Consider the following 23056-nt stretch of genomic DNA (forward strand, 5'->3'; position numbering starts at 1 on the left):
CCTGAGCTGGATCGACTCTCTCGCCCAGGCGCGCGGCAGCCACCACGGACCGCTCCCCGGTGGTACTCCACCTCAGCGCCAGTCACGGCCCGCGTACAGCGTAACCGAGCATGCGTACGCCCCCGGCCCCGTGCTCACCGGCACCGGCCGTGCCGCCTTCGCAGCGCACGCGGCAGCGGAGGACGCGGGCGAAGGCGCGCTGCTCTCAGCGCCGACCGAAGCAGCGCCGCGGACACCGGCAGACCCGCGGCGGAAGCCGGTGCAGGCCGTCGAGGACGGGCCCGCGGCAGCCGGCCCAGGCCCGCCCGGGCCGAGAAGGTCCAGGTCAGCCGGGAGGTGACCTGGACCCTCGCGAATCTCCTTCCGGCGCCCGTCATACCGGGGTGTGCCTACTCGTCCCAGGCCTGGATGATCAACTGGTCGGCTATCTTGCCGTCCCGCAGCGTGACCATCGACTCGGCGAGGACCCGGGTGCCGTCCCCGTACTGGCAGGACTCGGTGAACGCGGCGTGATCACCCTGGATGACGCACTGGCCCAGCTTGTGTGTCATGTCGCGGCGGTAGATGTCGTCCAGCAACACGGCGATCTCGCTCCGGCCGTGCAGCACGGTGGGGTGACTGGGCTGGCTGTGCTGGTCGACGATGCGGATCTCGGCGTCGTCGGCGTAGAGCGACAGAAGGGTGTTCCCGGTGTTCCCTTCTATGCCCCGGCGCAGTGTCTCGGTGTCGAAGGCGGAACCTGTCGCGCTGCCCATGGTGACCTCCTTGGGGCGCCCGCGGCCCGGCGGGGCGCGGACCGCACGGACCCCCCACCCTTCGAGACTCCTCCGGCCCGGCGGCCACGGCAAGCGCAGCCGACGGGCCCGCCTCCCGGGCGATGCGCGCCCCTCAGCGCGGTGCGATCCCGGACTCGGTGCCCGGCCCCGACCGCAGCGCCGCCCAGTCGCGGGACAGCGCGAAAGCCGAGGCCGTACCGCCCGGGAGGCAGTCCGGGAGCAGCCGGGTGAGCCGGTCCGAGGGGCCCAGTTCCAGCCAGGTGCGGACCCCCTCGCGATGCAGCAGGCCGACCGCCTCGGCGAAGCGCGCCGGTGCGCGCCGCACCCAGAACTCCGGCTCGGCGGTCTCGGTGCCCACCGGGCGGGCGGTGACATCGCAGACGAGGGGCAGGCGCGGCACACACGGGTGGAGGGTGGCGAGGGTACGGCCGTAGGCGTCGAGGATGCCGTCGAGGCGGGGGGAGCGCGGCCCGGGAGCCGGGAGGCCGCCCAGCAGGCGGGCCAGGGTGCCGACCGCGTGGCAGGCCTCGGCCAGGGAGAACACACCCGCGGCATACGCGGCGGCCATCCGCCCGGCCGCCTGCCCGAACACCACGTCCGGCCGCACCCCCCAGCTGCGCAGCAGCCGGTACTGCGCCACCTGGAGCGCGAAAACCGCCGGCCCGGCGTACGACTCCCGGTCCAGCAGCGTGGCCGTACGGGTGCCGTCGTCCGCGAACATCACGCATGTCAACGGCAGTTCGAGATACGGATCGAGCCGAGCGCAGATGGCGTCCAGCGTGTCGGCGAACACCGGGAAGGTGCCCCGGAGTTCACGGCCTGTTCCGGGGCGCGGTGCGGCACCGGCCGAGAACAGGAATGCGGTACGTCCATTGCAGCCTTCGATGGGCATCTCCCCATTGAGGCATGACCGGGCCGACGCCCACACCAGGCAGACTCATGCACCCAGCAAAAAGATTTCCATCATCGAATGACGTTATTCGGTCAAATTCTTACCGGGGAGAGGCTTTTCCTTTCGAAGGAGCACACCCGAAGGAGCACGCACGAGGGGGCACGCTCGCCCGGCGGCCGGAAAGATCCACTCTCCCCGCCGTGGTCCGTCCCGCTACCGATCGGTCGCGCGTAGGGTCGGCAGGGAAGGCAAACGAGGAAGGGGCCAGCCCATGGCGCAGGAAGTACGCGGCGTGATCGCACCGGGGAAGGACGAGCCCGTACGGGTCGAGACGATCGTGGTACCGGATCCGGGGCCGGGCGAGGCCGTGGTGCGCGTCCAGGCGTGCGGCGTCTGCCATACCGACCTGCACTACAAGCAGGGCGGCATCTCGGACGACTTCCCCTTCCTCCTCGGCCACGAGGCCGCCGGTGTCGTGGAGTCGGTCGGCGAGGGCGTGAGCGATGTGGCGCCCGGTGACTTCGTCATCCTCAACTGGCGTGCCGTGTGCGGGAATTGCCGGGCCTGTCTGCGGGGCCGGCCCTGGTACTGCTTCAACACGCACAACGCGAAGCAGAAGATGACTCTCACCGACGGCACCGAGCTGTCCCCGGCCCTAGGCATCGGCGCGTTCGCCGAGAAGACGCTCGTAGCCGCCGGCCAGTGCACCAAGGTCGACCCGGCCGTGTCCCCGGCGGTCGCCGGCCTGCTGGGCTGCGGCGTCATGGCCGGCATCGGCGCGGCGATCAACACGGGCGGCGTCGGGCGCGGCGACTCCGTCGCGGTCATCGGGTGCGGCGGCGTCGGCGACGCGGCCGTCGCCGGGGCGAACCTCGCGGGCGCGGCCAAGATCATCGCCGTCGACATCGACGACCGCAAGCTGGACCAGGCCCGCACCCTGGGCGCCACCCACACCGTCAACTCCAGGTCGACCGACCCGGTCGCGGCGATCCGCGAGCTGACCGGCGGCTTCGGCGCCGACGTCGTCATCGAGGCCGTCGGCCGCCCGGAGACGTACGAGCAGGCCTTCTACGCCCGCGACCTCGCCGGCACCGTCGTCCTGGTCGGCGTCCCCACCCCCGAGATGAAGCTGGAACTGCCCCTGCTGGACGTCTTCGGCCGCGGCGGCGCCCTGAAGTCCAGCTGGTACGGCGACTGTCTGCCCTCCCGTGACTTCCCCATGCTGATCGACCTGCATCTGCAGGGCCGGCTGCCGCTCGACGCGTTCGTCACCGAGACCGTCCAACTGGACGAGGTGGAGAAGGCGTTCGAGCGGATGCACCACGGCGACGTGCTGCGCTCGGTGGTGGTGCTCTGATGACCGTACGCATCGAACGCCTCGTCACCTCCGGGCAGTTCAGCCTCGACGGCGGCACCTGGGACGTCGAGAACAACGTATGGATCGTCGGTGACGAGCGGAAGGTGATCGTCATCGACGCCGCCCACGACGCCGACGCCATCATCGCCGCGGTCGACGACCGCGAGCTGACCGCCATCGTGTGCACCCACGCCCACAACGACCACGTCAACGCCGCACCGGAACTCGCCGCCCGCACCGGCGCCACCATCTGGCTGCACCCCGACGACCTGCCGCTGTGGAAGATGACCCACCCGGACCGCGACCCCGACCGGCACCTCCTGGACGGCCAGGTCATCGAGGCGGCCGGTACCGACCTGACCGTGCTCCACACCCCCGGTCACGCCCCCGGCGCCGTCTGCCTCTACGACCGCGGGCTCGGCGCCGTCTTCACCGGGGACACCCTCTTCCGCGGCGGCCCGGGCGCCACCGGACGCTCCTACTCCCACTTCCCGACGATCATCGAATCCATCCGCGACAAGCTCCTCACCCTGCCGCCGGAGACCAAGGTCCTCACCGGCCACGGCGACTCCACCACCATCGGCGCAGAGGCACCTCACCTGGAGGAGTGGATCAGGCGCGGACACTGAGAACGCGCCGGTAACACCGACAGAGGATGTCCGGCTTTCCCGCGACAGTCGTCGACGACAGCAGTCGCAGAGCACGGGAGGCCGGACATGTCAGGACCGCTGCAGGGCAAGGTGGCGCTGGTCGCGGGCGCGACCCGGGGTGCCGGACGTGGCATCGCGGTGGAACTCGGCGCGGCCGGCGCCACCGTCTATGCCACCGGCCGAAGCACACGCGAGCGCCGCTCGGAGTACGACCGCCCCGAGACCATCGAGGACACCGCCGACCTCGTCACCGCGGCCGGCGGACACGGCATCGCCGTCGCCGTCGACCACCTGGACAGGTCAGCAGTACGGGCCCTCGTGGACCGCATCGCCGGCGAACAGGGCCGCCTCGACGTCCTCGTGAACGACATCTGGGGTGGCGAGAAACTCTTCGAGTGGAACACGACCCTATGGGAGCACGACCTCGACAACGGGCTCAGGCTCCTCCGGCTCGCGGTCGAGACCCATGCCGTCACCAGCCACTTCGCGCTGCCCCTCCTGCTGCGCCACCCGGGCGGCCTGGTCGTGGAGATGACCGACGGCACCGCCGACCACAACCGCGACACCTACCGCGTGAACTTCTTCTACGACCTCGCCAAGGCGTCCGTACTGCGCATGGCCTTCGCCCTCGGCCATGAACTCGGCCCGCGCGGCGCCACCGCGCTCGCCCTGACCCCGGGCTGGCTGCGCTCGGAGCTGATGCTCGACGAGTACGGCGTCCGTGAGGACAACTGGCATGACGCCCTCGCCCGCGCACCGCACTTCGCCATCTCCGAGACCCCGCGCTACGTCGGCCGCGCCGTCGCCGCCCTGGCCGCCGACCCCGGCGTGGCGCGCTTCAACGGACAGTCCCTCTCCAGCGGCGGCCTCGCCCAGGTGTACGGCTTCACCGACCTCGACGGCAGCCGGCCCGACGCCTGGCGGTACCTGGTCGAGGTGCAGGACGCGGGCAAGCCGGCCGACGTCACCGGATACCGCTGAGCGGACGTCACGGGACACCGGTGAAACGGCGCCCGCAGGGCCGTACGGTCGCCCCATGACCGATCACACCCGCTTCGCGGGACACGGAGTTCTCGTCACGGGCGCGGCCCGCGGAATCGGCGCGGCGGTCGCCCGCAGGCTCGCCGAGGAGGGCGGCCGGGTCCTGGTCACCGACCGGGACCGCCCCGAGGCCGAGCGGACCGCCGCCGCTCTGCGCCAACTGGGTCTGGTCGCCGAGGCGTTGGCGTGCGACATCGGCGACCGCGGCTCGGTGGATGCGGCCGTCGCCCACGCCGTCGCCACGTTCGGCTCGCTCGACGTCCTGGTCAACTGCGCCGCCCACTGCACCCCGGACGTCCCCCGCTTCGAGGACGACCCCGACGACGCGTGGGCACTCGACCTCGACATCACCCTCACCGGCGCCTACCGCTGCTGCCGTGCCGGACTGCCCCACCTCGCCGCGTCCGGACGCGGCGCGATCGTCGGCATCGGCTCCGTCAACGGCCTGCAGGACTTCGGCAACCACGCCTACAGCGCCGCCAAGGCCGGCCTCGGCTCGCTGACCCGCACCCTCGCCGGGCACGCGGCGGCCCGGGGCGTGCGGGTGAACCTCGTGGTGCCGGGTACGGTCCACACCTCGGCGTGGGAGGGGCGCGAGGCCGAACTGGACGCGCTCCGCCCGCTGTACCCGCTCGGCCGGGTCGGTGAGCCCGAGGACATCGCCGCCGCGGTCGCCTTCCTGGCCTCCCAGGACGCGGCCTGGATCACCGGCACGACCCTGGTGGTCGACGGCGGCCTCACCGCGGTGAACACCGGCTTCCACGCGGCGCTACGGCACCCGTGAGTTTTCAGCGGCGGCACTGCGCGGCACCCGGCAACGGCCAGAACCCCCGCGGTGCTCACCCGCCCCCGCCCATCCCCGCCCGCAGCCGTCCCAGAAGCTCCCGTGCCGCCGGGACCGCGGGACCCTCCGCGCGCCAGGCAAGGGCCACCCGGCAGCGTGCGTTCGTGGCGGTGACGCGCACCGTGCCGAGGCCGGTCCGCGGGCCGAGGCCGGGCAGGAGCGCGACGCCGAGGCCGCGGGCCGCCAGTCGGGCCAGGCCGTCCGGGGTCGCCGCCTCGAACGCGATGTGCGGGCGGAAGCCGGCCTCGGCGCACAGGCGTTCCAGGACACCCCGCATCCCGGTCCCGTGCGGCAGGCTGATCAGCCGGTGCCCGCGCAGGGCCGTCGGCGCAACGGCATCCGCGCCGTCGTACGCGAGGAGCAGTGGATGCCCGGGGACGGCCGCCGCCACCAGCGGCTCGTCGATCACCACGTGCAGGGCGATGCCCGCCGGCGGCGCCTCCTGCGCGACCCCGATCACCGCGAGGTCCAGCTCGCCCCGGCGCAGCGCGGCCAGCATCCGGTCCGAGGTGTCCTCGGTGAGGGTGATCTCCACCCGGGGATGCGCGTCGTGGAAGTCCGCCAGTTGCCGGGCCATGTCGAAGGCGTGCGCGAGGGTGCCGGGGACGAGCCCGACCGCGACCCGGCCGCGCAGCAGACCCGTGTACTCCTCCACCGTCCGCCGCACCCCGTCGACGGCCGCGAGCGCGGCACGCGCGTACGGCAGCACGGCCTCACCCACCTCCGTCGGCCGCACCGAGCGGCCCGACCGGTCCAGCAGCGGCTGCCCCAACTCCCGCTCCAGCTGCCGTATCTGCGCGCTCAGCCCTGGCTGGGCCAGATGCAGCCGTTCGGCGGCCCGGGTGAACCCGGCCTCGTCCACCACCGTCACGAAGTACCGCAGCTGCCTCAACTCCATAACCGGTGATGCTAGATGGGAGACGGATCATGTCTTGGACTTCCGGTCACGGGCCCCACACCCTGGAGGTATGGGGAAAGCAGCACGCACCGCCGTGGACAGGGCCACCATGGCCGCCGCCATCGCCGCGGAACGACTTGAACTGGCCGACTTTTTCGAGGCGTTGACGCCCGCCCAGTGGGACGCGTCCAGCCTGTGCGCGGGCTGGCGGGTGCGAGAGGTCGTGGCGCACATGTCGATGGGGTTCCGCCATCCGACCGCGCGGGTGCTGAGGGAACTGGTCAAGGCGCGCGGCAGCCTGCACCGCATGACCGACCGGCTCGCCCGCCGCGACGCGGCCGCCCACCCGGACGCCGTGCTCGCCGCCTTCCTGCGCACCCACGCCCACCACCCCTGGACGCCCCCGATCGGCGGCCTCGCCGCGGCCCTCGGCCACGACGTCGTGCACGGCCTGGACGTCACCGTCGCCCTCGGCCTGGACCGACAGGTGCCCGAGGACCGTCTGCGGATCCTCCTCGACGCCATCGACCCGCGCGCCTTCCGCGTCTTCGGCACCGACCTCACCGGCGTACGGCTGTGTGCGGACGACCTCGACTGGTCCTTCGGCTCGGGCACGCCTCTGTACGGCCGTGGCCAGGACCTTCTGCTGATCGCCTACGGCCGCGGACTCCCCGCCGGCCGGCTGCGCGGTGACGAGGTTCACCGTTTCGTCACAGCCTGACCGGAAAGCACAACCCCCGCCATCCCGTGCAGGTCTAGTAGTCCGACATCGCGGGAATCGCGCAGGGAGTACCCGGGGCAGGCCCTGGGCGACAAGGGGAGAAGAGGTTGCACATGGGGGACATACGCAGACGGGGCGTCGTCGCGCTGGGCCTGACGGGACTCGTGGCGCCGCTCACACTCGCCCTCACCGCGGCACCGGCCCAGGCCGCGAGCTGCACCACGCAGGCCGGTCCGTACCAGAAGCAGGTGGAGAAGTTCCTCGGCCGGCCTGTCGACGGCAAGCAGTCCGCCGCCGACTGCCAGGCCATCAAGGCATTCCAGGACAAACACGGCATCATGCCCGACATCGGCTACGCCGGATCCGTCACCTGGGGCGTGATGGACCTGATGAACAAGCAGAAGGCCGTCGGGAAGAACCCCAACAAGGACGGCGCCTGCCCGGTGAACAAGGGCCGGATCGCCTGCGTGAACCTCACGCTCCAGCTCAGCTGGATCCAGGACGGCAAGAAGCTCGTCTACGGTCCCGTGCCCGTGCGCACCGGCCGCAAGGGGTTCGCGACCCGCACCGGCCTGAAGAAGATCTACTGGCGGGACATCAACCACGTCTCGACCGTCTACAACGTGCCGATGCCCTACAGCCAGTTCTTCGACGGCGGCCAGGCCTTCCACTCGGTGGGCCTGAGCATGTGGAACCCGCCGGGCTCGCACGGCTGCGTCAACATGACCACCAAGGACGCCAGGACGTACTGGTCACTGCTGAAGACTGGCGACGACGTCTTCGTCTACGGCCGCAAGCCGGGCACCTGAGCGGCACCTGAACCGTCGCCGCCCGGTCCCTCAGCCCTGCGGCGCGTCCCCGAAGTCGGGGATCTCCAGCCGGATGCCGCCCTGCCGCGCTGACTCGTGCGCGATGATGCCCGGCAGGGTGTACCGGGCGGCCACCCACGCGTTCACCGAGGGCAGCACTCGCGTGTCGACGGCGGTGACGAAGTCGTCGACCAGGAAGTGATGGCTGCCCTCGTGGCCGTTGTGGAGGTGGTCGAACTCCCGCGGCAGCCGCGCCCGGTCGTGCACCGGCGCCGAACCCGAGGTGAAGGCCGCCCGCAGCTCGGGGGCGATGTGAGCCAGGGACGGATCGTCCGGGGCCAGGGTCGGCTTGGGTTCCAGCAGCTCGCTGATGTCCTTCACCCCGCTCTTGTCCTGCCACAGCGCCACCGTCGCCAGCTGCTCCATGCTGGCCTCCGTACCGAAGAACCGGAACCGGGACTCACGGATGTGCGAGGGGTAGCCGACCCGCCGGAACTCGTTCGTACGGAACGATCCACCGCCCGCGACCTCGAACAGCGCGGTCGCGTTGGACACGTCGTTGTCGAACTGGCTGACCGAACGATCGAAAACGCCGTCGCCGCGATCGTCCCGCACCCCGATCGCCGACACGCTCACCGCATGTGTCCGCCAGGCCCCGAGCACCCCGCCCACCGCATGCGTCGGGTACAGCAACGGGGGATAGCTGGCGGTCGCCCTCCAGTTCTCGCCGCCGCTGTACCGGTACGCCTCGTAGAAGCCGAGGTCCATGTCGTGGACGTAGTCGCCCTCGGCGTAGAAGAGCCGGCCGAAGGCACCCTCGGCGATCTGGTTGCGGGCGTGCACGGTCGCCGGGTTGTACTGGCTGGTCTCACCCATCATGTACGTCAGCCCGGTCGCCCGTACCGCGTCGATGATCGCGGAGATCTCGTCGGTGCTGATCGCCATGGGGACGGCGGAGTACACGTGCTTGCCCGCGCGGAGGCCCTTGAGGGCCAGCGGCCCGTGCGTCCAGCGCTGGGTGAAGACCGCGACCGCGTCGACCGCCGTCGACTCCAGCATGGCGTCGTACGACGGGAAGGTGCCGGCGAGACCCTGCGTGGCGGCGAGCCGCTCGGCCCGCTCGGGCAGCAGGTCGGTGACATACACGTCACGGACGCCGGGATGGGCCTGGAACAGCGTGGCGAACTGACCGGAGAACTGGCCGGCGCCGACGATACCGAGAGAGAAGGTCATGCCAGTTACTTTTGGTGCAGAAGAATCTTGCCGTCAAGGGGTGAGTGGAAGCTTCTACGGCGCGCACAAGGCACAGTAAGGTGAAGTGGTTACTTCTGGGTCGGAAGAAAGCGAGGGGCCGGGACTCATGACCAGCTGGCTGCCACTGAGCCCCGCCGAGCGCTCCGTGGCGATCGAGGTGCTCGTGCACGGGCCGCTGTCGCGCACCGAGCTGGCCCGGCGCCTCGGGCTCTCACAGGGCAGTCTCACCCGGCTGACCAAGCCGCTGATCGAGTCCGGGCTGCTCGTCGAGGCCCCTGAGGCGTCCGGTGTTGCCCAGGCGCGTCAGGGCAGGCCGTCGCAGCCGCTCGGGGTCGTGGCCGACGCCTGCTCCTTCCTCGGCTTCAAGATCACAGCTGACATGGTCCACGGCGTCGTCACCACGCTGCGCAGCGAGGTCACCGGCCGGCTCGACCGGCAGCTCACCACGCATGATCCGGGCACCGTGGCCGCGCTGCTCGCGGAGATGGCCGCGGTCCTGGCCGAGGGCCGCCCCGCTCCGGCCGGTGTCGGCATCGGTGTGGGCGGTCTGGTGCGCGAGCGTGCGGTGGTCGCCGAGTCGCCGTTCCTCGGCTGGCGGGACGTACCGCTCGCCGCGCTGGTGGCGAAGCGCACAGGGCTGCCGGTCGTGGTGGAGAACGACGTGGCTGCCCTGGTCGAGGCCGAGACGTGGTTCGGCGCGGGCCGCGGACTCGACCGCTTCGCCGTGCTGACCATCGGCGCCGGCATCGGGTACGGGCTGGTGATCGGCGGCAGACGCGTCCCGTTCGCCGAGGACGGCCGCGGTTTTGGCCGGCACTGGATCATCGACCCCCACGGCCCGCTCACCCCCACCGGAGAGCGCGGCAGCGCTGTGTCCTTGCTCACCATCCCCAGCATCGAGTACCAGATCCGCGCCGCAACCGGCCGCGACACCCCCTACGAGGAGATCCTCGCCGGTGCCGCCGCGGGCGACCCCATGGCCGCCAGAGTCGTCGGCGAGGCCGCCCGGGCCCTCGGTGTCCTGGTCGCACAGATCGCCAACTTCGCGATGCCCCAGCGGATCCTGCTCGCCGGAGAGGGCGTCGGCCTGATGGATGTGGCCGGGAACACGGTCCACGAGACCATCCGCGCCCACCGGCATCCGCACGCCGATCCGGTCGACCTGGAGACGAAGGTGTCCGACTTCCACGACTGGGCGCGCGGCGCCGCCGTGTTGGCGATCCAGGTGCTCGTGCTGGGTGCGGGCCCGGGGTGAGGGGCAGGTGTGAACTCCCGTCCACCGCTTGACACATCGACGTGATGAGTAACACGGTCCGAAATGTCCGCATCGAGTGTGCTTACTCACAGCGCCTTCACGTTGATCAGCATATGCTTCACAGCATGTCCACCACTGTTGAAGCCGCCCCCGAGCGATCGGCCGCGGAGGTCAACGAGGAGATCAGGGCCCTGTGGCGCCGGTCGGGCGGGACACTGACCACCGAGCAGCGCGCGCAGTACCAGCGCCTCGTGATGGAGTGGGCCGCCGCGACGCCGCCGTCGCAGCGGGCGGCCTGACCGACCTCGCGCGGACCGCGCCGTGGCGTCACCGTATCGTCCAGGGCACCCGTGAGCGCGGGTGCCCTTTTCACAGCGTTTCCCGCGGGCGTCGCCGCCCACCCGTCCCACCCGTCCCTCGCGTCAGCCCCAGGTCGCCGAGTAGTACCGCTGATAAGCCCTGCGGTCCTGTTCCGCGCGGATATAGCGGGTCGCCACGAGCGCGATCAGACTGCCCGCGATGACCAGCAGCCCCGGACCGACGTTCCGGGTGTCCGTCAGCCGCGCCAGCAGCGTCTGCCCCGGCGTGCCCGTCACCGGTGCCGAGGAACCCGGCGAGGCCGCGTTCGGGGCGACCGCGCCCTGTGCGGCCGAGGCCGACGGTGCGGGAGAGGCGCTGCGGGGGGCACCGCCGGCGGTCTGCGCCGACACGATGAGCTTGACGTTCAGCGCCGCCAGCGCCCTCGTCACCGGCTGGAAGAACGTCGTACCGCCCGCCCTGCAGTCACCGCTGCCGCCCGAGGTCACACCGAGCGCGATCCCGTCGGAGAACAGCGGCCCGCCGCTGTCGCCCGGTTCGGCGCACACATTGGTCTGGATGAGCCCGGTGACCGTCCCCTCGGGGTAGTTGACGGTCGCGTTCAGCGCGGTGACCTGGCCGTCGTGCAGGCCGCTGGTGCTGCCGCTGCGGAACACCCGCTGCCCCACCGACGCGTCGGCGGTCCCCGTGATCCGTACCCCGTTGCCACCGCCGATCGCTACGACGTCGGCGCCGTCACCGGCCTTGCCGCTCGCGTACTGCACGAGCGAGAAGTCGTTGCCGGGGAAGGTGCTGCTCACCGTCTGGCCCAGCTGCTGATTGCCCTGGTTCCCGGCGAACCAGGTGGACCCCGTGGGACCGCAGTGACCGGCCGTGAGAATGAAGTCGCTCTGCCCGTTGGTCACGTTGAACCCCGCCGAGCAGCGGCCGCCCGTCGACAGGATCGGCTGCGCGCCGTTCAGCCGTGTGGTGAACGTGCCCTTCGCATGCTCCATCCGCACGAAGCCGCCGATCCTCGCGGCGACTTGGCTCATCCGGGACCAGTCGCCGGCGGACACCGTGCTGTCCGCGCTCACCACGACCCGGTTGGTCCGGTAGTCCACCGCCCACGCGGTGCCCGCCACACGCGGCGCCGAACGCAGCGTGGCCGTGGCCGACTTGAGCTCGTTCATGCTGTGCGACACGACCTTCGCGTCGGCCCCCGCGTTCCGTACCTCCCGGGCCGCCGCCTCGTCGGTGACCGCCACCGCCGGCCGCCCGTCGGCGCCGATCCAGTCACCCGCCGTCCGGGCCGTGCCGAGCCGGGCCACCAGCGCCGCGCCGGTGCCCCCGGTGCCGTCGGACGCGGCGAGCGTTCTGGCGGCGGGAGGTGTCTCGCTCGCCATGGCGGCCTGGGTGACCATCGCGCCGCCCAGGAGGAGTCCGCCGACCGCCGCCAGGCGTGTCACCCGCCTGACGATCCGTCGTCGTGCGTGCCGCATGCAGGGCTCCCGAAGCCGAACCGAACGCGCACCGCCTGTGCCGGCGGCGCGAGACCCTCGGGTCGTCGAGGGCCCGCACCTCCATACGCGGCCCGGGGCCGCCGCGTTCAACGGCAGCGGTGATGCCGGCCGGTGCGGCTCAGCTCTTCCGGGCCACCCCGCCGAACATCGCGACCTCCTCCGGCTCGCCACCGTGGTCGTGTTCCGGACGCCAGCGCGAGCAGGACACCACGCCCGGCTCCAGCAGGTCGAGGCCGTCGAAGAACCGGGCCACGTCCTCGGGCGTGCGCTGGGTCAGCTTCGGGGTGCCGTGCTCGTTCCAGAACTTCACCGCCTCGTCCACGTCCGGCATCGACGGATGGGTGACGGTGTGCGACAGCACCAGATGGCTGCCCGCCGGCAGCCGGTCGGTCAACTGCCGGACCAGACCGTACGGATCCTCGTCGTCGCCGATGAAGATGACCACGCCGAGCAGCATCAGCGCCACCGGCTCGCTGAAGTCCAGTGTCCCCGCCGCGTGTTCGAGGATCGCGTCGACGTTGCGCAGGTCCTCGTCGAGATAGTCGGTACGGCCCTGCGGTGTGCTCGTCAGCAGGGCACGCGCGTGTGCGAGGACCAGCGGATCGTTGTCGACGTACACGACCCGCGATTCCGGGGCGATGCGCTGGGCGACCTCGTGCGTGTTGTCGGCGGTGGGCAGCCCGGTGCCGATGTCCAGGAACTGCCGGATGCCCACCCGGCCGACCAGATGACGCACCGCGCGGCCGAGGAACAGCCGGTCGGCGCGCGCGTACTCCCCGATACCGGGGTGCAGTCGGCGGATCTGGTCGCCGGCCTGGCGGTCGACCTCGTAGTGGTCCTTGCCGCCGAGCCAGTAGTTCCAGATCCGGGCGGTGTGCGCCTGGCCGGTGTTGATACGGGCGCGCAGCGACACGGCCACGTCGTCGGTGGCTGCCGGGTTGTCGGTCACGTGGGTCAGCTCCTGGGTACGGATGGGATGCCTGACGGGAGTGAAACACCGTTCTGGACGCAATCTAGACGCCCGAATCGATCTCCGCCTCGTGTCCCCCGGCATCCGGTCACTCCCGCGCCCCGCCCATAGACTGCCCGGCATGGACGACACGCTCCTGGACCGGCTCGGCTCCGGCAAGTACCTGCTGGTGACCAGCTACCGCAAGAACGGCACCCCGGTCGCCACCCCGGTGTGGGTGGTCCGCGACGGTGCCTCGCTCGGGGTCTGGACGGCCGCCGACAGCTTCAAGGTCAAGCGGATCCGGCGCCGCCCCGGCGTCCTCGTCGGCCCCTGCGACCTGCGCGGCAACCCCATCGGCGAGCAACTGCCGGCCACCGCGCAGATCGCCGACGCCGCCACCACCGCCCGCTACCGCGACCTCATCGCCCGCAAGTACGGCATCCTCGGCCGCCTCACCCTCCTGGGCAGCCGGCTGCGGCGCGGCCTGGACGGCACGGTCGGGATCCGGGTGACCTTCGCTGAGTGAGGACCACCGGAACAGGCGCTACGACGCCTCCCGCACCGAACCGGACAGCACCGGCCCCCGCCGGACCCCGGCTCGCCCCGACGCTCAGGTCATGCCGACGCCGGCCGCCTCGGACAGCGACACCCGCCACCTCGACGGCTGCCCTTGGGTGAGCAGGGTCGGCGACAGGCGTGACGGTCATCGCCTGCGCCGGATCGTCGTCGTGGACGGTGATCCCGCCCGGCGGCAGCCCACGACCGCGCCCCGGACCGCCTTGACGAGAATGTCGTACAACACGTCCCGGCCGTAGCGCGTGTTGCCTTCACCTCGACCGGTACGCCGATGTCATGACCGCCCGGGCGCACCGTCACCATCCGGTCCTCGGCCTTCCCGGTGGCCGGGGCCGACGGCGTACACCCGGACCTGGCCCCTGCCGTGGCCCGTCACCTCGACCGGAACAGGGAAGGTGCGCACGCCCGAGTCGCCCGCGTCCACGGTGGCGCGGCCGACGTCCACGCGGGGCAACGCCGCCGCCCGTACCGCCGGCGTCCCCGGCCGCCGGCCCCACGCATCCACGAGCCAGGCCTGCCCGGACGCCGAACGCGACGTCAGCTCCGTCGACTCGACCCAGCCGAGAGCGAGCCAGACGCGGGTGGCCGCCGTCAGCAGCACCCGCACCTCGCGCGCCCTGGGCCCTGTCCTCAAATGGTGCTGCTGGTCGGCGGGGAGCCGGGTCGCCGCGTGTCTGTCGCAGACCGGGTCCGGGAGCCGCGGGTCGCCGGAGAAGCCCGTCCTCGGAAGGCGCCGCGGACGAGCCGGGCGTCCACTCGGAGTTGAAGAAGTTGTGGTCGGCGCCGATGACGTACACGGCGCTGCGCAGCGCGCTGCCGCAGCCGACCGCACGGGTGCCGTCGACGTACACCTCGCGCGCTCCACTCGGACACGCACCGGCCCACCGTCCCCTCCGCGACTGGACCACCGTCCGGCTGGAAAGGCCATCCGCATGAGCCGAACCCAGCGTCCGCTGCGCGCCGCACTCGTCGGAACCGGGCACCGCGCCCGGTTGTTCACCCGTGCCCTCGCCGCCCGCCCCGGCCACCGGCTGGCCGCCCTGTGCGATCCGAGCCCCACCCGGATGGCGTTCCACAACCGGCTGCTCACCGAAGCGGGCGAACCGGCCGCCGCCCAGTGGAATCCCGACCGTTTCACCGAGATGCTCGCCGAGGAGGACATCGGCGAAGTCGTCGTCACCACCGTCGACTCCGCCCACGACCACTACATCGTGCCGGCGCTCGAAGCCGGCTGCCGGGTGGTCACCGAGAAGCCGATGACCGTCGACGCCGACCGCTGTGCCCGCATCCTGGACACCGTGCGCGCCACCGGCAACTCGCTGACCGTCGCTTTCAACTACCGCTTCAACCCGGTGCACGAGAGGGTACGGCGACTGCTCGCCGACGGCGTCGTCGGCGAGGTGCTCTCCGTGCACTTCGAGTGGCTCCTCGACGTCCGGCACGGCGCCGACTACTTCCGCCGCTGGCACCGCGACAAGCGGCACAGCGGCGGCCTGATGGTGCACAAGGCGAGCCATCACTTCGACCTGGTCAACTGGTGGCTGCACGACGAACCCGCCGAGGTCTTCGGCTACGGCCGGCTCGGCTTCTACGGCCGTGAGGCGGGCGAACGCCACGGCCTGCGCCGCGACTACACCCGCGCCCACGGCGCGCCCGAGGCGGTCGGTGACCCCTTCGCCCTCGACCTCACCGCCGACGACACCCTGCGCGCCCTCTACCTCGACGCCGAGGGCGACAACGGCTATCTGCGCGACCGCAACGTCTTCGACGGCCCGGTCGACATCGAGGACGACATGGCCGTCCTCGTCCGCTACACGCGCGGCGCCACGATGACGTACCACCTGACCGCCTACTCGCCCTGGGAGGGCTACCGGGTCATGGTCAACGGCAGCGCCGGCCGGCTGGAACTGGAGGTGGAGCAGAGCCGCCGGCAGTCCGCGGTGACCACGTCCACTCCGCTCCCGGGGCCCGGTGGCGGCGCCGCGCACGGCGACATCGCGGCCCCACACGCGGGCGGCGTACGGCTCACCCTGCGCCCGCTGTGGCAAGCCCCGACGGACATCGAGCTGCGAGCCGTGCACGAGGCTCACGGCGGTGGGGACCCGCGCATGCTCGACGCCCTGTTCGGGCCGGTGGCCCCAGCGGACTCGGTGGGCTCCGTGGGCTCGACGAGCTCGGTCGGCGAAGCGGACGCGGCCGGTCCCGGTGACACACCCACGGCCACCGAACGCGACGGCGCGCTCGCCCTCGCCGTCGGCCTCGGCGCCAACCGGGCCTTCGAGACCGGACAGCCGGTCACCGTAAGGGAGTTGATCCCGGAGCTGTGGCGCCGCTGACGGTATGTGCCGCCGTGTTCCGGTGACGGCCTGTATCGCGGCGCCGGGGAGGGGAGGGTACGGGCCCGGCGCCCGTCTCAGCCGCCGGGTGCCGTCAGGTCCAGGCACTCCGGTACTGCTCGTCCAGCAGCTGGAAGACCGGCTCGCCCCGCACCGGATCCTGGGCGGTGGACAGCCGGACCCGGTCGCCGCTGTGGATGCCGACCGGCGGGCCCATGACCCGGCCACGGACGACGAACCCCTCGGCCATCTCTATGAGCGAGACATTGCGTGCCGCGGGTGTGTTGCGGTGCACCACGGTGGAATGCCGCACCGTCCCGACGCCCTCGCTGCGCTCGGTGCGCAGCTCGCTGCCCTGGCACACCGGACACAGCAACCGGTGGTACGTCGCGGTGCCGCACCAGGTGCACCGCTGGAAGGTGATGGCGTCCTTGGAGTCCGCGGGGGCGGGGTCGAGAACACCCGCCCCTGCGGAGCCGGCCGCCGGATGCGAGGCGTTTGCTGAGTAGTGGTACACGCTGGTCAACTCCCTGCGCTCGGCCGGAATCCCGCGTGTCCGGCGCGCACCGGGCACACGCGTGCCGGCGGCCGTGCCACCGTGCACGCCGACAGGGTATGGCACTCAGTGTCACCAGTAAAGGCACTCCGTACCCCTAATTCAAGATCCGGGGTACCCCTGATTCATGACCGGAGCCCCCTTATGCGCGGCCCAGGGCCGTCTCCAGCTCCTGCACCACCCGCCACAGCGGTGCGTCCCGCCGGGACACCAGCACCACCACGTCGTCGGGATACCCTTCCGGCGCCGGGCTGATGAAGGCGGGCGCCTGCGCGGGCTCGGCGGCGCGCCCGAACGTCCTCTGCACATACCCGAGCGCGTGGTCCACCGCCGCTCCCGCGTCGCCGAGGCCGTCCGAACGCAGCCAGGAGCGCAGGGCGTTGTTGTGCGCCGCGACGACCGCGGCCGCGATCACGTCGGCCCGCAGTGTCCCGTCGGGCCGGCCGGTGAACCGCCCGCGCAGGTACTCGGCGAGCGCGCGCTCGTAGCGCCACACCACCGACAGCTCGTAGGCCCGCAGACCCGGCACCTGCTTGGTGAGGCGGTAGCGCTGCACGGAGAACGACGGGTTCTCCGCGTACATCCCCAGCACCAGCCGAGCCGCGTCGCATGCCCGCCGCACCGGTTCGTGCTTCTTGTCGCTCGTGGCGAGGAAGGCGGTCATGTCGGCCAGGCAGCGCTCGTGGTCGGGGAAGACCACGTCCTCCTTGGAGGGGAAGTAGCGGAAGAACGAACGCCGGCCGACCCCGGCCAGGGCGACGATGTCGTCCACGGTCGTCTGCTCGTACCCGCGTTCCAGGAAGAGCTGGAAGGCCGCCGCGACGAGGGCCTCCCGCATCGGCGGCTTCGCGGCCGGCGCCGCGCTGGTGGAGCTCATGGAGGGGAACGTAGCACCCGGACGGGTCGCATGACACTCAGTGCAGATCGAGTGGCCCTGTGGGGGAACTGAGTGCTTTGGGAGTGTGCGATAGGGCGTACGACCGAACATCGGAGCGATCGAATTGATTGGAATCGATCGATACGATCGTGGGCGTAACGTAAGCGATTCGGGATCACTGTTCCAGGGGGAACCCCATGCGACTGCATGTCGACCAGCGCCGCGAGCGGGTGCTCGAACTCGTCCGGGAGCGGGGCAGCCTCCGCGTGGCCGAACTGGCCGCCGAACTCGGCGTCTCCGCCGTCACCCTGCGGCGCGACGTGGAGACGCTCGCCGCCCAGGGCCGGGTGCAGCGGCTGCACGGCGCGGTGGTCTGGCCGGGCGACCGCGCCACCGGCCCCGCCGCGGGTGCCGCACCACGGCAGGAGTCCCTGGCGGGCACCGTCATCGGAATGATCGTGCCGACCACCGTCAATCTCTTCGCCGACATCGTGCGCGGCGCCCGGGAAGCCGTCGGCGCCCGGGGTGGCCGGCTCGTCCTCGGGCTCTCCGGTTATGTCGACACCGAGGACTCCGTGCAGGCCGAGCATCTGATCGCAGGCGGTGCCCAGGGCCTGCTGGTGGCGCCCAGCTGGTTCGTCGGCGTCCCCCGGGACGGGCAGGAGAAGGGGCTGATGGACTGCGGGGTGCCCACCGTCCTGGTCGAGCGCTCCGCCCCGCCCGGCAACCCCGCCGCCGACCTCGACCGGGTCCGCACCGACCGGGCCCACGGCGCCGCCCTTGCCGTCGGCCACCTGGCCGCCCTCGGACACCACAGGATCACCGCGCTCCTCCAGGAGGGCCCGCACGCCGTCCAGATCGGCGCCGGGTTCCAGGCCGCCGTCCGCGCACGCGGGATCGAGGTCGACGACAGCGCACCGAGCGTGCGCGAACACGGCGACTACGACGCCTCCGTCGACCATCTCGTCCGCGCGGTCCGCGAACGCGGCGTCACCGCGGCCCTGGTGCACAGCGACGAGGACGCCATCGTGCTCGTGCCGCGGCTCCAGGCGCACGGCATCCGGGTGCCCGGCGACCTCGCCCTGATCGCCTACGAGGACAAGGTCGCCGGCCTCGCCGACGTCCCGCTGACCGCCATCGCCCCGCCCACGCGCGCGGTGGGCGAGCTGGCCGCGAACCTGCTGCTGCGCCGCCTCGCCGAGAAGACCGCGGGCGAACGGCCTGGACCCCGCCAACACATCGACCTGCTCCCGGAGTTGCGCATCCGCTCCTCCTGCGGCGGCCAGGCCCCCGCCGACGGCTCCTGATCCACCGACCGCCCAACGACCGTGAACCGATCGTTGCGGCGATCGTTTTGATTATATTGGTCGAACGGTCACCGTCATCCAGCTGCCCATGTACCTGCTCGCCACCAGGGCCGGCGTGGTCAACACCTACTGGGCGCTGCTATTGCCCGCCCTGGCAAACCCTTCGGTGTCCACCTGGCCCGGGTCTTCTCCGAGGGCTATGTGCCCGACGAGGTGCTGGAGGCCGCCCGCGTCGACGGCGCCGGTGAACTGCGCACCTTCGCCCGCATCGGACTGCCCATGCCGGCCCCCGGCTTCATGACGATCTTCCTGTTCTCGTTCACGGCCAGCTGGAACAGTTTCTTCGGCGCGCTCGTCATGCTCAACGACGACCGTCTCTACCCGGTCAGTCTCGGCCCGTTCATGTGGAACACCGTCACCCAGCAGCAACCCGAGGACTACGCCCTCGTGATCACCGGCTCGCTCGTGGCCGTGCTCCCGCTGATCGCCGTCTTCGTCTGCCTGCAGCGCTTCTGGCGCTCCGGCCTGACCGCCGGCGCGGTGAAGTGAAGGTGACCGTGACCCCCGCCCATCGGCCGTCCCGCCCGCGCACCGCCCTCGCCATGGGCACGGACATCCACCGGGTCCTGCTCGCCGACGGCCTTCTCGACCGGCTCCACACGGTCGCCCGCGTCGACACGACCGCGACGATCACAACGATCAGCGACGCCGACCCGGCCGCGGCCGTCCGGCTCGCCCGCGCCGAAGTGCTCTTCACCCACTGGGGCGCCCCCCACTCACCGAGGAAGCGCTGCACCGCCTGCCCCGGCTGCGGGCCGTCGTCCACGCGGCGGGCTCCGTCAAGCACCATGTCACCAATGCCGTCCGGACCCGCGGCATCACCGTGTCCTCGGCGGCCGCCGCCAACGCCCTCCCGGTCGCCGAATTCACCCTGGCCGCCATCCTGTTCGCGGGCAAACGGGTCCTCGACATCGCCCACCACTACGCCCGAGCCCACACCTCGCCTGCCTGGCCGTCGAGGGCTCGCCGGGTGGCGTCGCCGCGGCCTGGGCGGCGGGCTGCCGGGTGCTCCCCGTGCCGTCGTACACGACGTCGAGGCAGTGCCCTGGCGCACGGTGCGCGGGGGCCTCGAAGGCATGGACATCGGGGAGTTGTGGGCGGCGGGGCTGAGAGGGTGCGCCTCGCACGATGTGAGGACCCGGGCCGGGGAGAGGCGCGGTCACCCCCCGACGTAACCTTTCTGCATCCCGCTGCCGACACGGCCGCACCGCCCGAGGAGATCCCGCATGCCCGCCGCCCGTCCCCGTCTGCTCTACGTCACCGACCTGGCGTACGAGGCCCGCGGGCGCCGCTACTGCGACGAGGACATCTTCCTCACCTCCCGGCTGCGCGCCCGCTTCGACCTCGCCCTGTGCCATCCGCGGGACGCCGCGGCGCTGATGGACGGCTTCGACGCCGTGGTCGTCCGCAACAGCGGGCCCGTCCTCGGCCACCAGCGGGCGTACGACGCCTTCCGCGCGCGTGCGCTGGCCACCGGCGCCCGCGTGTACAACCCGCTCACCGGCAAGGCGGACATGGCGGGCAAGCAGTACCTCCTCGACCTGAGCGCCGCGGGCTTCCCCGTCATCCCGACCGTCGGCCGCGCCGAGGATCTGCGCCTGCTTCCGGCCGCCGAGCGGTACGTGGTCAAGCCCGTGCTCGGCGCGGACTCCCTCGGCCTGCGCGTCGTCCCCGCCGGACAGGTCGCCGCCCTCGCCACGGGCCACGTCCTGGTCCAGCCGTGCGTCGACTTCGTCCACGAGGTGTCCTTCTACTTCGTCGACGACGACTTCCAGTACGCGCTGTACGCCCCCGATCCCGAGCGCCGCTGGGAACTGCAGCCCTATGCGGCCACGGCCGGCGACCTGGAGTTCGCCCGGCGGTTCATCGACTGGAACGACCTCGGCCACGGCATCCAGCGCGTCGACGCCTGCCGCACCCGCGACGGCGACCTCCTGCTGGTCGAACTGGAGGACCTCAACCCCTACTTGTCCCTCGAAGCCCTGCCGGAACAGGCCAGGGACGCCTTCGTCACCGCCTTCACGGCGTCCCTGAGCCGGTTCGCGCACGGGGCGCTCAGCCCAGCCTGACAGCGACCTGCTGGGGTGCCCCCGACGTGCCTGTGAGATCGCCGAAAGTCAGCGTCAGCGTGGAGCCGGTGGCTGCCGAGGCGAGTGTGCCCGGTGCGGGCGTCACCGCGGCGACCGGCCGGCGCCGGGTCAGGGTGAGGCTCGTGCGCATCCGCATCGGATCGCTCACCGCGATCAAGGCGGTCCCGTTCTCGCTCTCACTGATCATCACGGAGCACGGATCGCTTGCGGTGAGCGTTCCGACCGTTCCGCCCAACCAGAAGTTCACTCCGGTGAAGGCGAGCGAGCGAACGAAGATGCCCTGCTGGCTGTCGGTGTCGGCGAGCACGGTCAGCCAGTTCGGGTCCGCGGCCCGCGCCCGCATTGCTGCCGCGGTGGCCCCCGGCAGCAGGAGATAGGCCTACGAGGCGTTCACCGGGTCGGTGCGCGCGTCGTACATCAGCACGCAGACGTCCAGCAGCGCCTGCGGGGCGCCGATCTGCCAGTTCTACCAGTTGCCGTAGCGGGCCTGGCTCGCGTTGTGGACGTCGTCGTGGAGATGGTCCAGGCCCGTGACGATCGCGTCCCGCAGGCCGGCGTCGCCGGTCAGGCCGGTGCCCGGCTGGCAGTAGGCCTGGGCGAGCGTGCTCAGCCGGGTGTAGCTGGTGTTCATGGCGGCCGAGTAGCCGTACGATTCCTGGTCGGTGTCCGGATCCGGGGCGGCGTAGACCATGTCGGGCCACAGGGAGCCGGCGGCGGGGGCCATCGTCGCCCGGTACTGGCTCGCCGTGGTGCCCAGGTCGGCGAGCCGGCTCTTGAACGGTTCGACGGTGGGGCCGAACCCCTCGCCGAGGATCAGGGTGCGCCACCTCGCGCGGAGCGTCGCGAACCCGTCCGGCGCCGCGAACGCCCGGGTGCCGAGACCCAGGGCGACTGCGGTTCCCGAACAGACGGTCAGAAAGCCACGGCGTGACCAAGGAGTCGTCATGACGGCGCTTTCCAGCATGCGCTTTCTCAAACGCTCACTAGTTCTTGCGGAGTTGAGTGTTTCGATCGTTTTGGAGGGGTGGGGTGGTGCCGTTCGGGGGTGTGGGCTTGCGGCCTGAACAGGGCTGCCGTGTGGGCCGTATCTCAGCACGGGGAGCTCGGAAGTCCCGTCCGTACGGGACGGAAGGAGAGCCAGGTGCCGACACCGCCCGATCCTGAACGGCCGTACTCCGGACCGGTCCTGGAACCTGTCCGGGTGCTGCGGCCACGCCGCTTCGACGCCCTCGCGGAACTGATGCGCGAGATGGAGACCGGCCCGGCGCAGACGGCGCCCACCGACGAGGAGGAGACACGGGAACTGCCGCCCGTACCGCCGGCACCCGCCACTTCCCGCCCGCGCCGGGTGGCCGTCGCCGGGTTCGTGGCGGCCGCAGCGCTCCTCGGTTTCGGCTGTGCCCTGCTGCTCACCGGCCGCCAGGAAGCCACCGCCACCCCGCCTCCGCACCGGCCGGCGACCACCGCACCGCCCGCCGCCACCCCGGCCCCCACCCCCACCGCGTCCCCCGCGCCCACGGCCGCCACCGACCCCGACGGCCCCGGCACCCTCCGCCAGGGCGACACCGGCCCCGAGGTCACCGAACTGCAGCAGCGCCTGCTGCGCGTCCCGGACGTCTACCACGACGGCTCGACCAGCGGCACCTACGACGCGAACCTCGCCGCGGCCGTGGCCCGGTTCCAGCTCTGGTACGGGGTCAGCGGCGATGAGACCGGCGTCTACGGCAACGACACCCGCCGCGCACTGGAGTCACGGACCGGATCCGGCGACGATTCCTGACCGGCACGCGGGGAACCCCGGGAAGGCGGCGCGTGCGGCACCGGGCCGCGCTCCGCGAGCCGAGGCCGGACCGGAGCGGGGACGGGAGCAGTGTCATGAGGGACGACGCGGACGTTGTGGCGGGCGGTGTCGCGGGCGCGGAGGATGCGCGGGGACTCGGTACGAGGGCTCACCTCGACGCCTGCTTTTTCGACCGGCTGGATCC

General features: G+C 71.8%; 23 protein-coding genes, 3 pseudogenes and 1 riboswitch. Of the genes and pseudogenes, 15 read left to right on the forward strand and 11 right to left on the reverse strand.

The window, feature by feature from the left end; genetic code table 11:
• Positions 1-15 precede the first annotated feature (15 nt).
• Positions 16-96: riboswitch (ZMP/ZTP riboswitch) on the reverse strand.
• 293 nt (positions 97-389) lie between these two features.
• Both AV521_RS02465 and AV521_RS02470 read right to left on the reverse strand, forming a co-directional pair.
• Positions 390-755, reverse strand: a complete 366-nt coding sequence (locus tag AV521_RS02465) for a nuclear transport factor 2 family protein (protein ID WP_076082634.1) — start codon at positions 753-755, stop codon at positions 390-392.
• 133 nt (positions 756-888) lie between these two features.
• Positions 889-1668 (reverse strand): acyltransferase domain-containing protein, encoded by a 780-nt coding sequence (locus tag AV521_RS02470; protein ID WP_076082635.1) that lies wholly within the window; start codon positions 1666-1668, stop codon positions 889-891.
• A 271-nt stretch (positions 1669-1939) separates the two neighbouring features.
• On the opposite strand from AV521_RS02470, the gene AV521_RS02475 reads away from it, so the two are divergent.
• From AV521_RS02475 to AV521_RS02490, 4 genes are all read left to right on the forward strand, one after another.
• A complete protein-coding gene (locus AV521_RS02475) occupies positions 1940-3025 on the forward strand; it encodes an S-(hydroxymethyl)mycothiol dehydrogenase (RefSeq protein WP_076082637.1) in 1086 nt (361 codons plus the stop codon).
• A complete protein-coding gene (locus AV521_RS02480) occupies positions 3025-3654 on the forward strand; it encodes an MBL fold metallo-hydrolase (RefSeq protein ID WP_076082639.1) in 630 nt (209 codons plus the stop codon). Before AV521_RS02475 ends, AV521_RS02480 begins: the two co-directional genes overlap by 1 nt.
• An 87-nt stretch (positions 3655-3741) precedes the next feature.
• Entirely contained in the window at positions 3742-4656 is a 915-nt protein-coding gene (locus AV521_RS02485) for an SDR family oxidoreductase (protein ID WP_076082641.1), read from the forward strand.
• Positions 4657-4711: 55 nt separating this feature from the next.
• Complete coding sequence (locus tag AV521_RS02490) at positions 4712-5500, forward strand: SDR family NAD(P)-dependent oxidoreductase (RefSeq protein ID WP_076082643.1); 789 nt, start codon at positions 4712-4714, stop codon at positions 5498-5500.
• A 55-nt stretch (positions 5501-5555) separates the two neighbouring features.
• Here the strand turns inward: AV521_RS02490 and AV521_RS02495 are convergent, their stop codons facing one another.
• Positions 5556-6458 carry a LysR family transcriptional regulator gene (locus tag AV521_RS02495; RefSeq protein WP_076082645.1) on the reverse strand — a complete coding sequence of 301 codons (903 nt, stop codon included), beginning with the start codon at positions 6456-6458 and terminating at the stop codon, positions 5556-5558.
• Positions 6459-6528: 70 nt separating this feature from the next.
• Between AV521_RS02495 and AV521_RS02500 the strand changes: the two genes are divergently transcribed.
• Positions 6529-7179 (forward strand): maleylpyruvate isomerase family mycothiol-dependent enzyme, encoded by a 651-nt coding sequence (locus AV521_RS02500; protein WP_218639324.1) that lies wholly within the window; start codon positions 6529-6531, stop codon positions 7177-7179.
• 113 nt (positions 7180-7292) lie between these two features.
• Positions 7293-7988 (forward strand): L,D-transpeptidase, encoded by a 696-nt coding sequence (locus tag AV521_RS02505; protein ID WP_076082646.1) that lies wholly within the window; start codon positions 7293-7295, stop codon positions 7986-7988.
• 30 nt (positions 7989-8018) lie between these two features.
• On the opposite strand, the gene AV521_RS02510 is transcribed toward AV521_RS02505, so the two are convergent.
• Positions 8019-9221: a Gfo/Idh/MocA family protein gene (locus AV521_RS02510; RefSeq protein ID WP_076082647.1), complete on the reverse strand. Its 1203-nt coding sequence runs from the start codon at positions 9219-9221 to the stop codon at positions 8019-8021.
• Positions 9222-9348: 127 nt separating this feature from the next.
• Here AV521_RS02510 and AV521_RS02515 point away from each other — a divergent pair, with 127 nt between their 5' ends.
• Both AV521_RS02515 and AV521_RS02520 read left to right on the forward strand, forming a co-directional pair.
• Positions 9349-10497 (forward strand): ROK family transcriptional regulator, encoded by a 1149-nt coding sequence (locus AV521_RS02515; RefSeq protein WP_076082648.1) that lies wholly within the window; start codon positions 9349-9351, stop codon positions 10495-10497.
• Between the two features lie 113 nt (positions 10498-10610).
• A complete protein-coding gene (locus tag AV521_RS02520) occupies positions 10611-10796 on the forward strand; it encodes a hypothetical protein (RefSeq protein WP_076082649.1) in 186 nt (61 codons plus the stop codon).
• 123 nt (positions 10797-10919) lie between these two features.
• On the opposite strand, the gene AV521_RS02525 is transcribed toward AV521_RS02520, so the two are convergent.
• A complete protein-coding gene (locus AV521_RS02525; RefSeq protein WP_076082650.1) occupies positions 10920-12296 on the reverse strand; it encodes a S1 family peptidase in 1377 nt (458 codons plus the stop codon).
• A 139-nt stretch (positions 12297-12435) separates the two neighbouring features.
• Complete coding sequence (locus AV521_RS02530; protein ID WP_076082652.1) at positions 12436-13266, reverse strand: SAM-dependent methyltransferase; 831 nt, start codon at positions 13264-13266, stop codon at positions 12436-12438.
• 142 nt (positions 13267-13408) lie between these two features.
• On the opposite strand from AV521_RS02530, the gene AV521_RS02535 reads away from it, so the two are divergent.
• Complete coding sequence (locus AV521_RS02535) at positions 13409-13795, forward strand: PPOX class F420-dependent oxidoreductase (RefSeq protein WP_076082654.1); 387 nt, start codon at positions 13409-13411, stop codon at positions 13793-13795.
• A 91-nt stretch (positions 13796-13886) separates the two neighbouring features.
• On the forward strand, positions 13887-14084 hold the full coding sequence (locus AV521_RS52205; protein WP_305965131.1) for a hypothetical protein: 198 nt from the start codon (positions 13887-13889) through the stop codon (positions 14082-14084).
• A gap of 35 nt (positions 14085-14119) precedes the next feature.
• Here AV521_RS52205 and AV521_RS52210 read toward each other — a convergent pair whose 3' ends face one another.
• Positions 14120-14479, reverse strand: a complete 360-nt coding sequence (locus AV521_RS52210; RefSeq protein WP_305965132.1) for a hypothetical protein — start codon at positions 14477-14479, stop codon at positions 14120-14122.
• A 298-nt stretch (positions 14480-14777) separates the two neighbouring features.
• On the opposite strand from AV521_RS52210, the gene AV521_RS02545 reads away from it, so the two are divergent.
• The gene (locus AV521_RS02545) at positions 14778-16181 is read left to right on the forward strand and encodes a Gfo/Idh/MocA family protein (protein ID WP_076082658.1); all 1404 of its coding nucleotides are present in this window, start codon (positions 14778-14780) and stop codon (positions 16179-16181) included.
• Positions 16182-16275: 94 nt separating this feature from the next.
• Here the strand turns inward: AV521_RS02545 and AV521_RS02550 are convergent, their stop codons facing one another.
• Positions 16276-16698 (reverse strand): Zn-ribbon domain-containing OB-fold protein, encoded by a 423-nt coding sequence (locus AV521_RS02550; RefSeq protein WP_076082660.1) that lies wholly within the window; start codon positions 16696-16698, stop codon positions 16276-16278.
• 181 nt (positions 16699-16879) lie between these two features.
• Positions 16880-17614: a TetR family transcriptional regulator gene (locus AV521_RS02555; RefSeq protein WP_076082663.1), complete on the reverse strand. Its 735-nt coding sequence runs from the start codon at positions 17612-17614 to the stop codon at positions 16880-16882.
• Between the two features lie 197 nt (positions 17615-17811).
• On the opposite strand from AV521_RS02555, the gene AV521_RS02560 reads away from it, so the two are divergent.
• From AV521_RS02560 to AV521_RS52530, 3 genes and pseudogenes are all read left to right on the forward strand, one after another.
• Positions 17812-18921: a substrate-binding domain-containing protein gene (locus tag AV521_RS02560; protein ID WP_076082666.1), complete on the forward strand. Its 1110-nt coding sequence runs from the start codon at positions 17812-17814 to the stop codon at positions 18919-18921.
• 70 nt (positions 18922-18991) lie between these two features.
• Positions 18992-19470, forward strand: a pseudogene (locus tag AV521_RS02565) (carbohydrate ABC transporter permease); the annotation flags it as partial.
• A 259-nt stretch (positions 19471-19729) separates the two neighbouring features.
• Positions 19730-20524 (forward strand): annotated as a pseudogene (locus AV521_RS52530) (hypothetical protein); the annotation flags it as partial.
• 512 nt (positions 20525-21036) lie between these two features.
• Here AV521_RS52530 and AV521_RS02580 read toward each other — a convergent pair.
• Positions 21037-21378, reverse strand: coding sequence for a polysaccharide lyase beta-sandwich domain-containing protein (locus tag AV521_RS02580; protein WP_179022782.1), 342 nt, complete (start codon positions 21376-21378; stop codon positions 21037-21039).
• Between the two features lie 99 nt (positions 21379-21477).
• Positions 21478-22017: pseudogene (locus tag AV521_RS02585) on the reverse strand (twin-arginine translocation signal domain-containing protein); the annotation flags it as partial.
• Between the two features lie 195 nt (positions 22018-22212).
• On the opposite strand from AV521_RS02585, the gene AV521_RS02590 reads away from it, so the two are divergent.
• Positions 22213-22851, forward strand: a complete 639-nt coding sequence (locus AV521_RS02590; RefSeq protein ID WP_076082676.1) for a peptidoglycan-binding protein — start codon at positions 22213-22215, stop codon at positions 22849-22851.
• The last annotated feature ends 205 nt before the right edge of the window (positions 22852-23056 follow it).

Origin of the sequence: Streptomyces sp. IMTB 2501, from assembly GCF_001953885.1 — a bacterium.
GTDB lineage: Bacteria > Actinomycetota > Actinomycetes > Streptomycetales > Streptomycetaceae > Streptomyces.

Coding starts and splice junctions, on each gene's coding strand:
- AV521_RS02510 (WP_076082647.1), bottom strand. CDS start 9,221: ATGACCTTCTCTCTCGGTATCGTCGGCGCCGGCCAGTTCTCCGGTCAG.
- AV521_RS02555 (WP_076082663.1), bottom strand. CDS start 17,614: ATGAGCTCCACCAGCGCGGCGCCGGCCGCGAAGCCGCCGATGCGGGAG.
- AV521_RS02545 (WP_076082658.1), top strand. CDS start 14,778: ATGAGCCGAACCCAGCGTCCGCTGCGCGCCGCACTCGTCGGAACCGGG.
- AV521_RS02480 (WP_076082639.1), top strand. CDS start 3,025: ATGACCGTACGCATCGAACGCCTCGTCACCTCCGGGCAGTTCAGCCTC.
- AV521_RS02560 (WP_076082666.1), top strand. CDS start 17,812: ATGCGACTGCATGTCGACCAGCGCCGCGAGCGGGTGCTCGAACTCGTC.
- AV521_RS02505 (WP_076082646.1), top strand. CDS start 7,293: ATGGGGGACATACGCAGACGGGGCGTCGTCGCGCTGGGCCTGACGGGA.
- AV521_RS02475 (WP_076082637.1), top strand. CDS start 1,940: ATGGCGCAGGAAGTACGCGGCGTGATCGCACCGGGGAAGGACGAGCCC.
- AV521_RS02520 (WP_076082649.1), top strand. CDS start 10,611: ATGCTTCACAGCATGTCCACCACTGTTGAAGCCGCCCCCGAGCGATCG.
- AV521_RS52205 (WP_305965131.1), top strand. CDS start 13,887: ATGCCGACGCCGGCCGCCTCGGACAGCGACACCCGCCACCTCGACGGC.
- AV521_RS02470 (WP_076082635.1), bottom strand. CDS start 1,668: ATGCCCATCGAAGGCTGCAATGGACGTACCGCATTCCTGTTCTCGGCC.
- AV521_RS02465 (WP_076082634.1), bottom strand. CDS start 755: ATGGGCAGCGCGACAGGTTCCGCCTTCGACACCGAGACACTGCGCCGG.
- AV521_RS02525 (WP_076082650.1), bottom strand. CDS start 12,296: ATGCGGCACGCACGACGACGGATCGTCAGGCGGGTGACACGCCTGGCG.
- AV521_RS02485 (WP_076082641.1), top strand. CDS start 3,742: ATGTCAGGACCGCTGCAGGGCAAGGTGGCGCTGGTCGCGGGCGCGACC.
- AV521_RS02490 (WP_076082643.1), top strand. CDS start 4,712: ATGACCGATCACACCCGCTTCGCGGGACACGGAGTTCTCGTCACGGGC.
- AV521_RS02535 (WP_076082654.1), top strand. CDS start 13,409: ATGGACGACACGCTCCTGGACCGGCTCGGCTCCGGCAAGTACCTGCTG.
- AV521_RS02495 (WP_076082645.1), bottom strand. CDS start 6,458: ATGGAGTTGAGGCAGCTGCGGTACTTCGTGACGGTGGTGGACGAGGCC.
- AV521_RS02515 (WP_076082648.1), top strand. CDS start 9,349: ATGACCAGCTGGCTGCCACTGAGCCCCGCCGAGCGCTCCGTGGCGATC.
- AV521_RS02500 (WP_218639324.1), top strand. CDS start 6,529: ATGGGGAAAGCAGCACGCACCGCCGTGGACAGGGCCACCATGGCCGCC.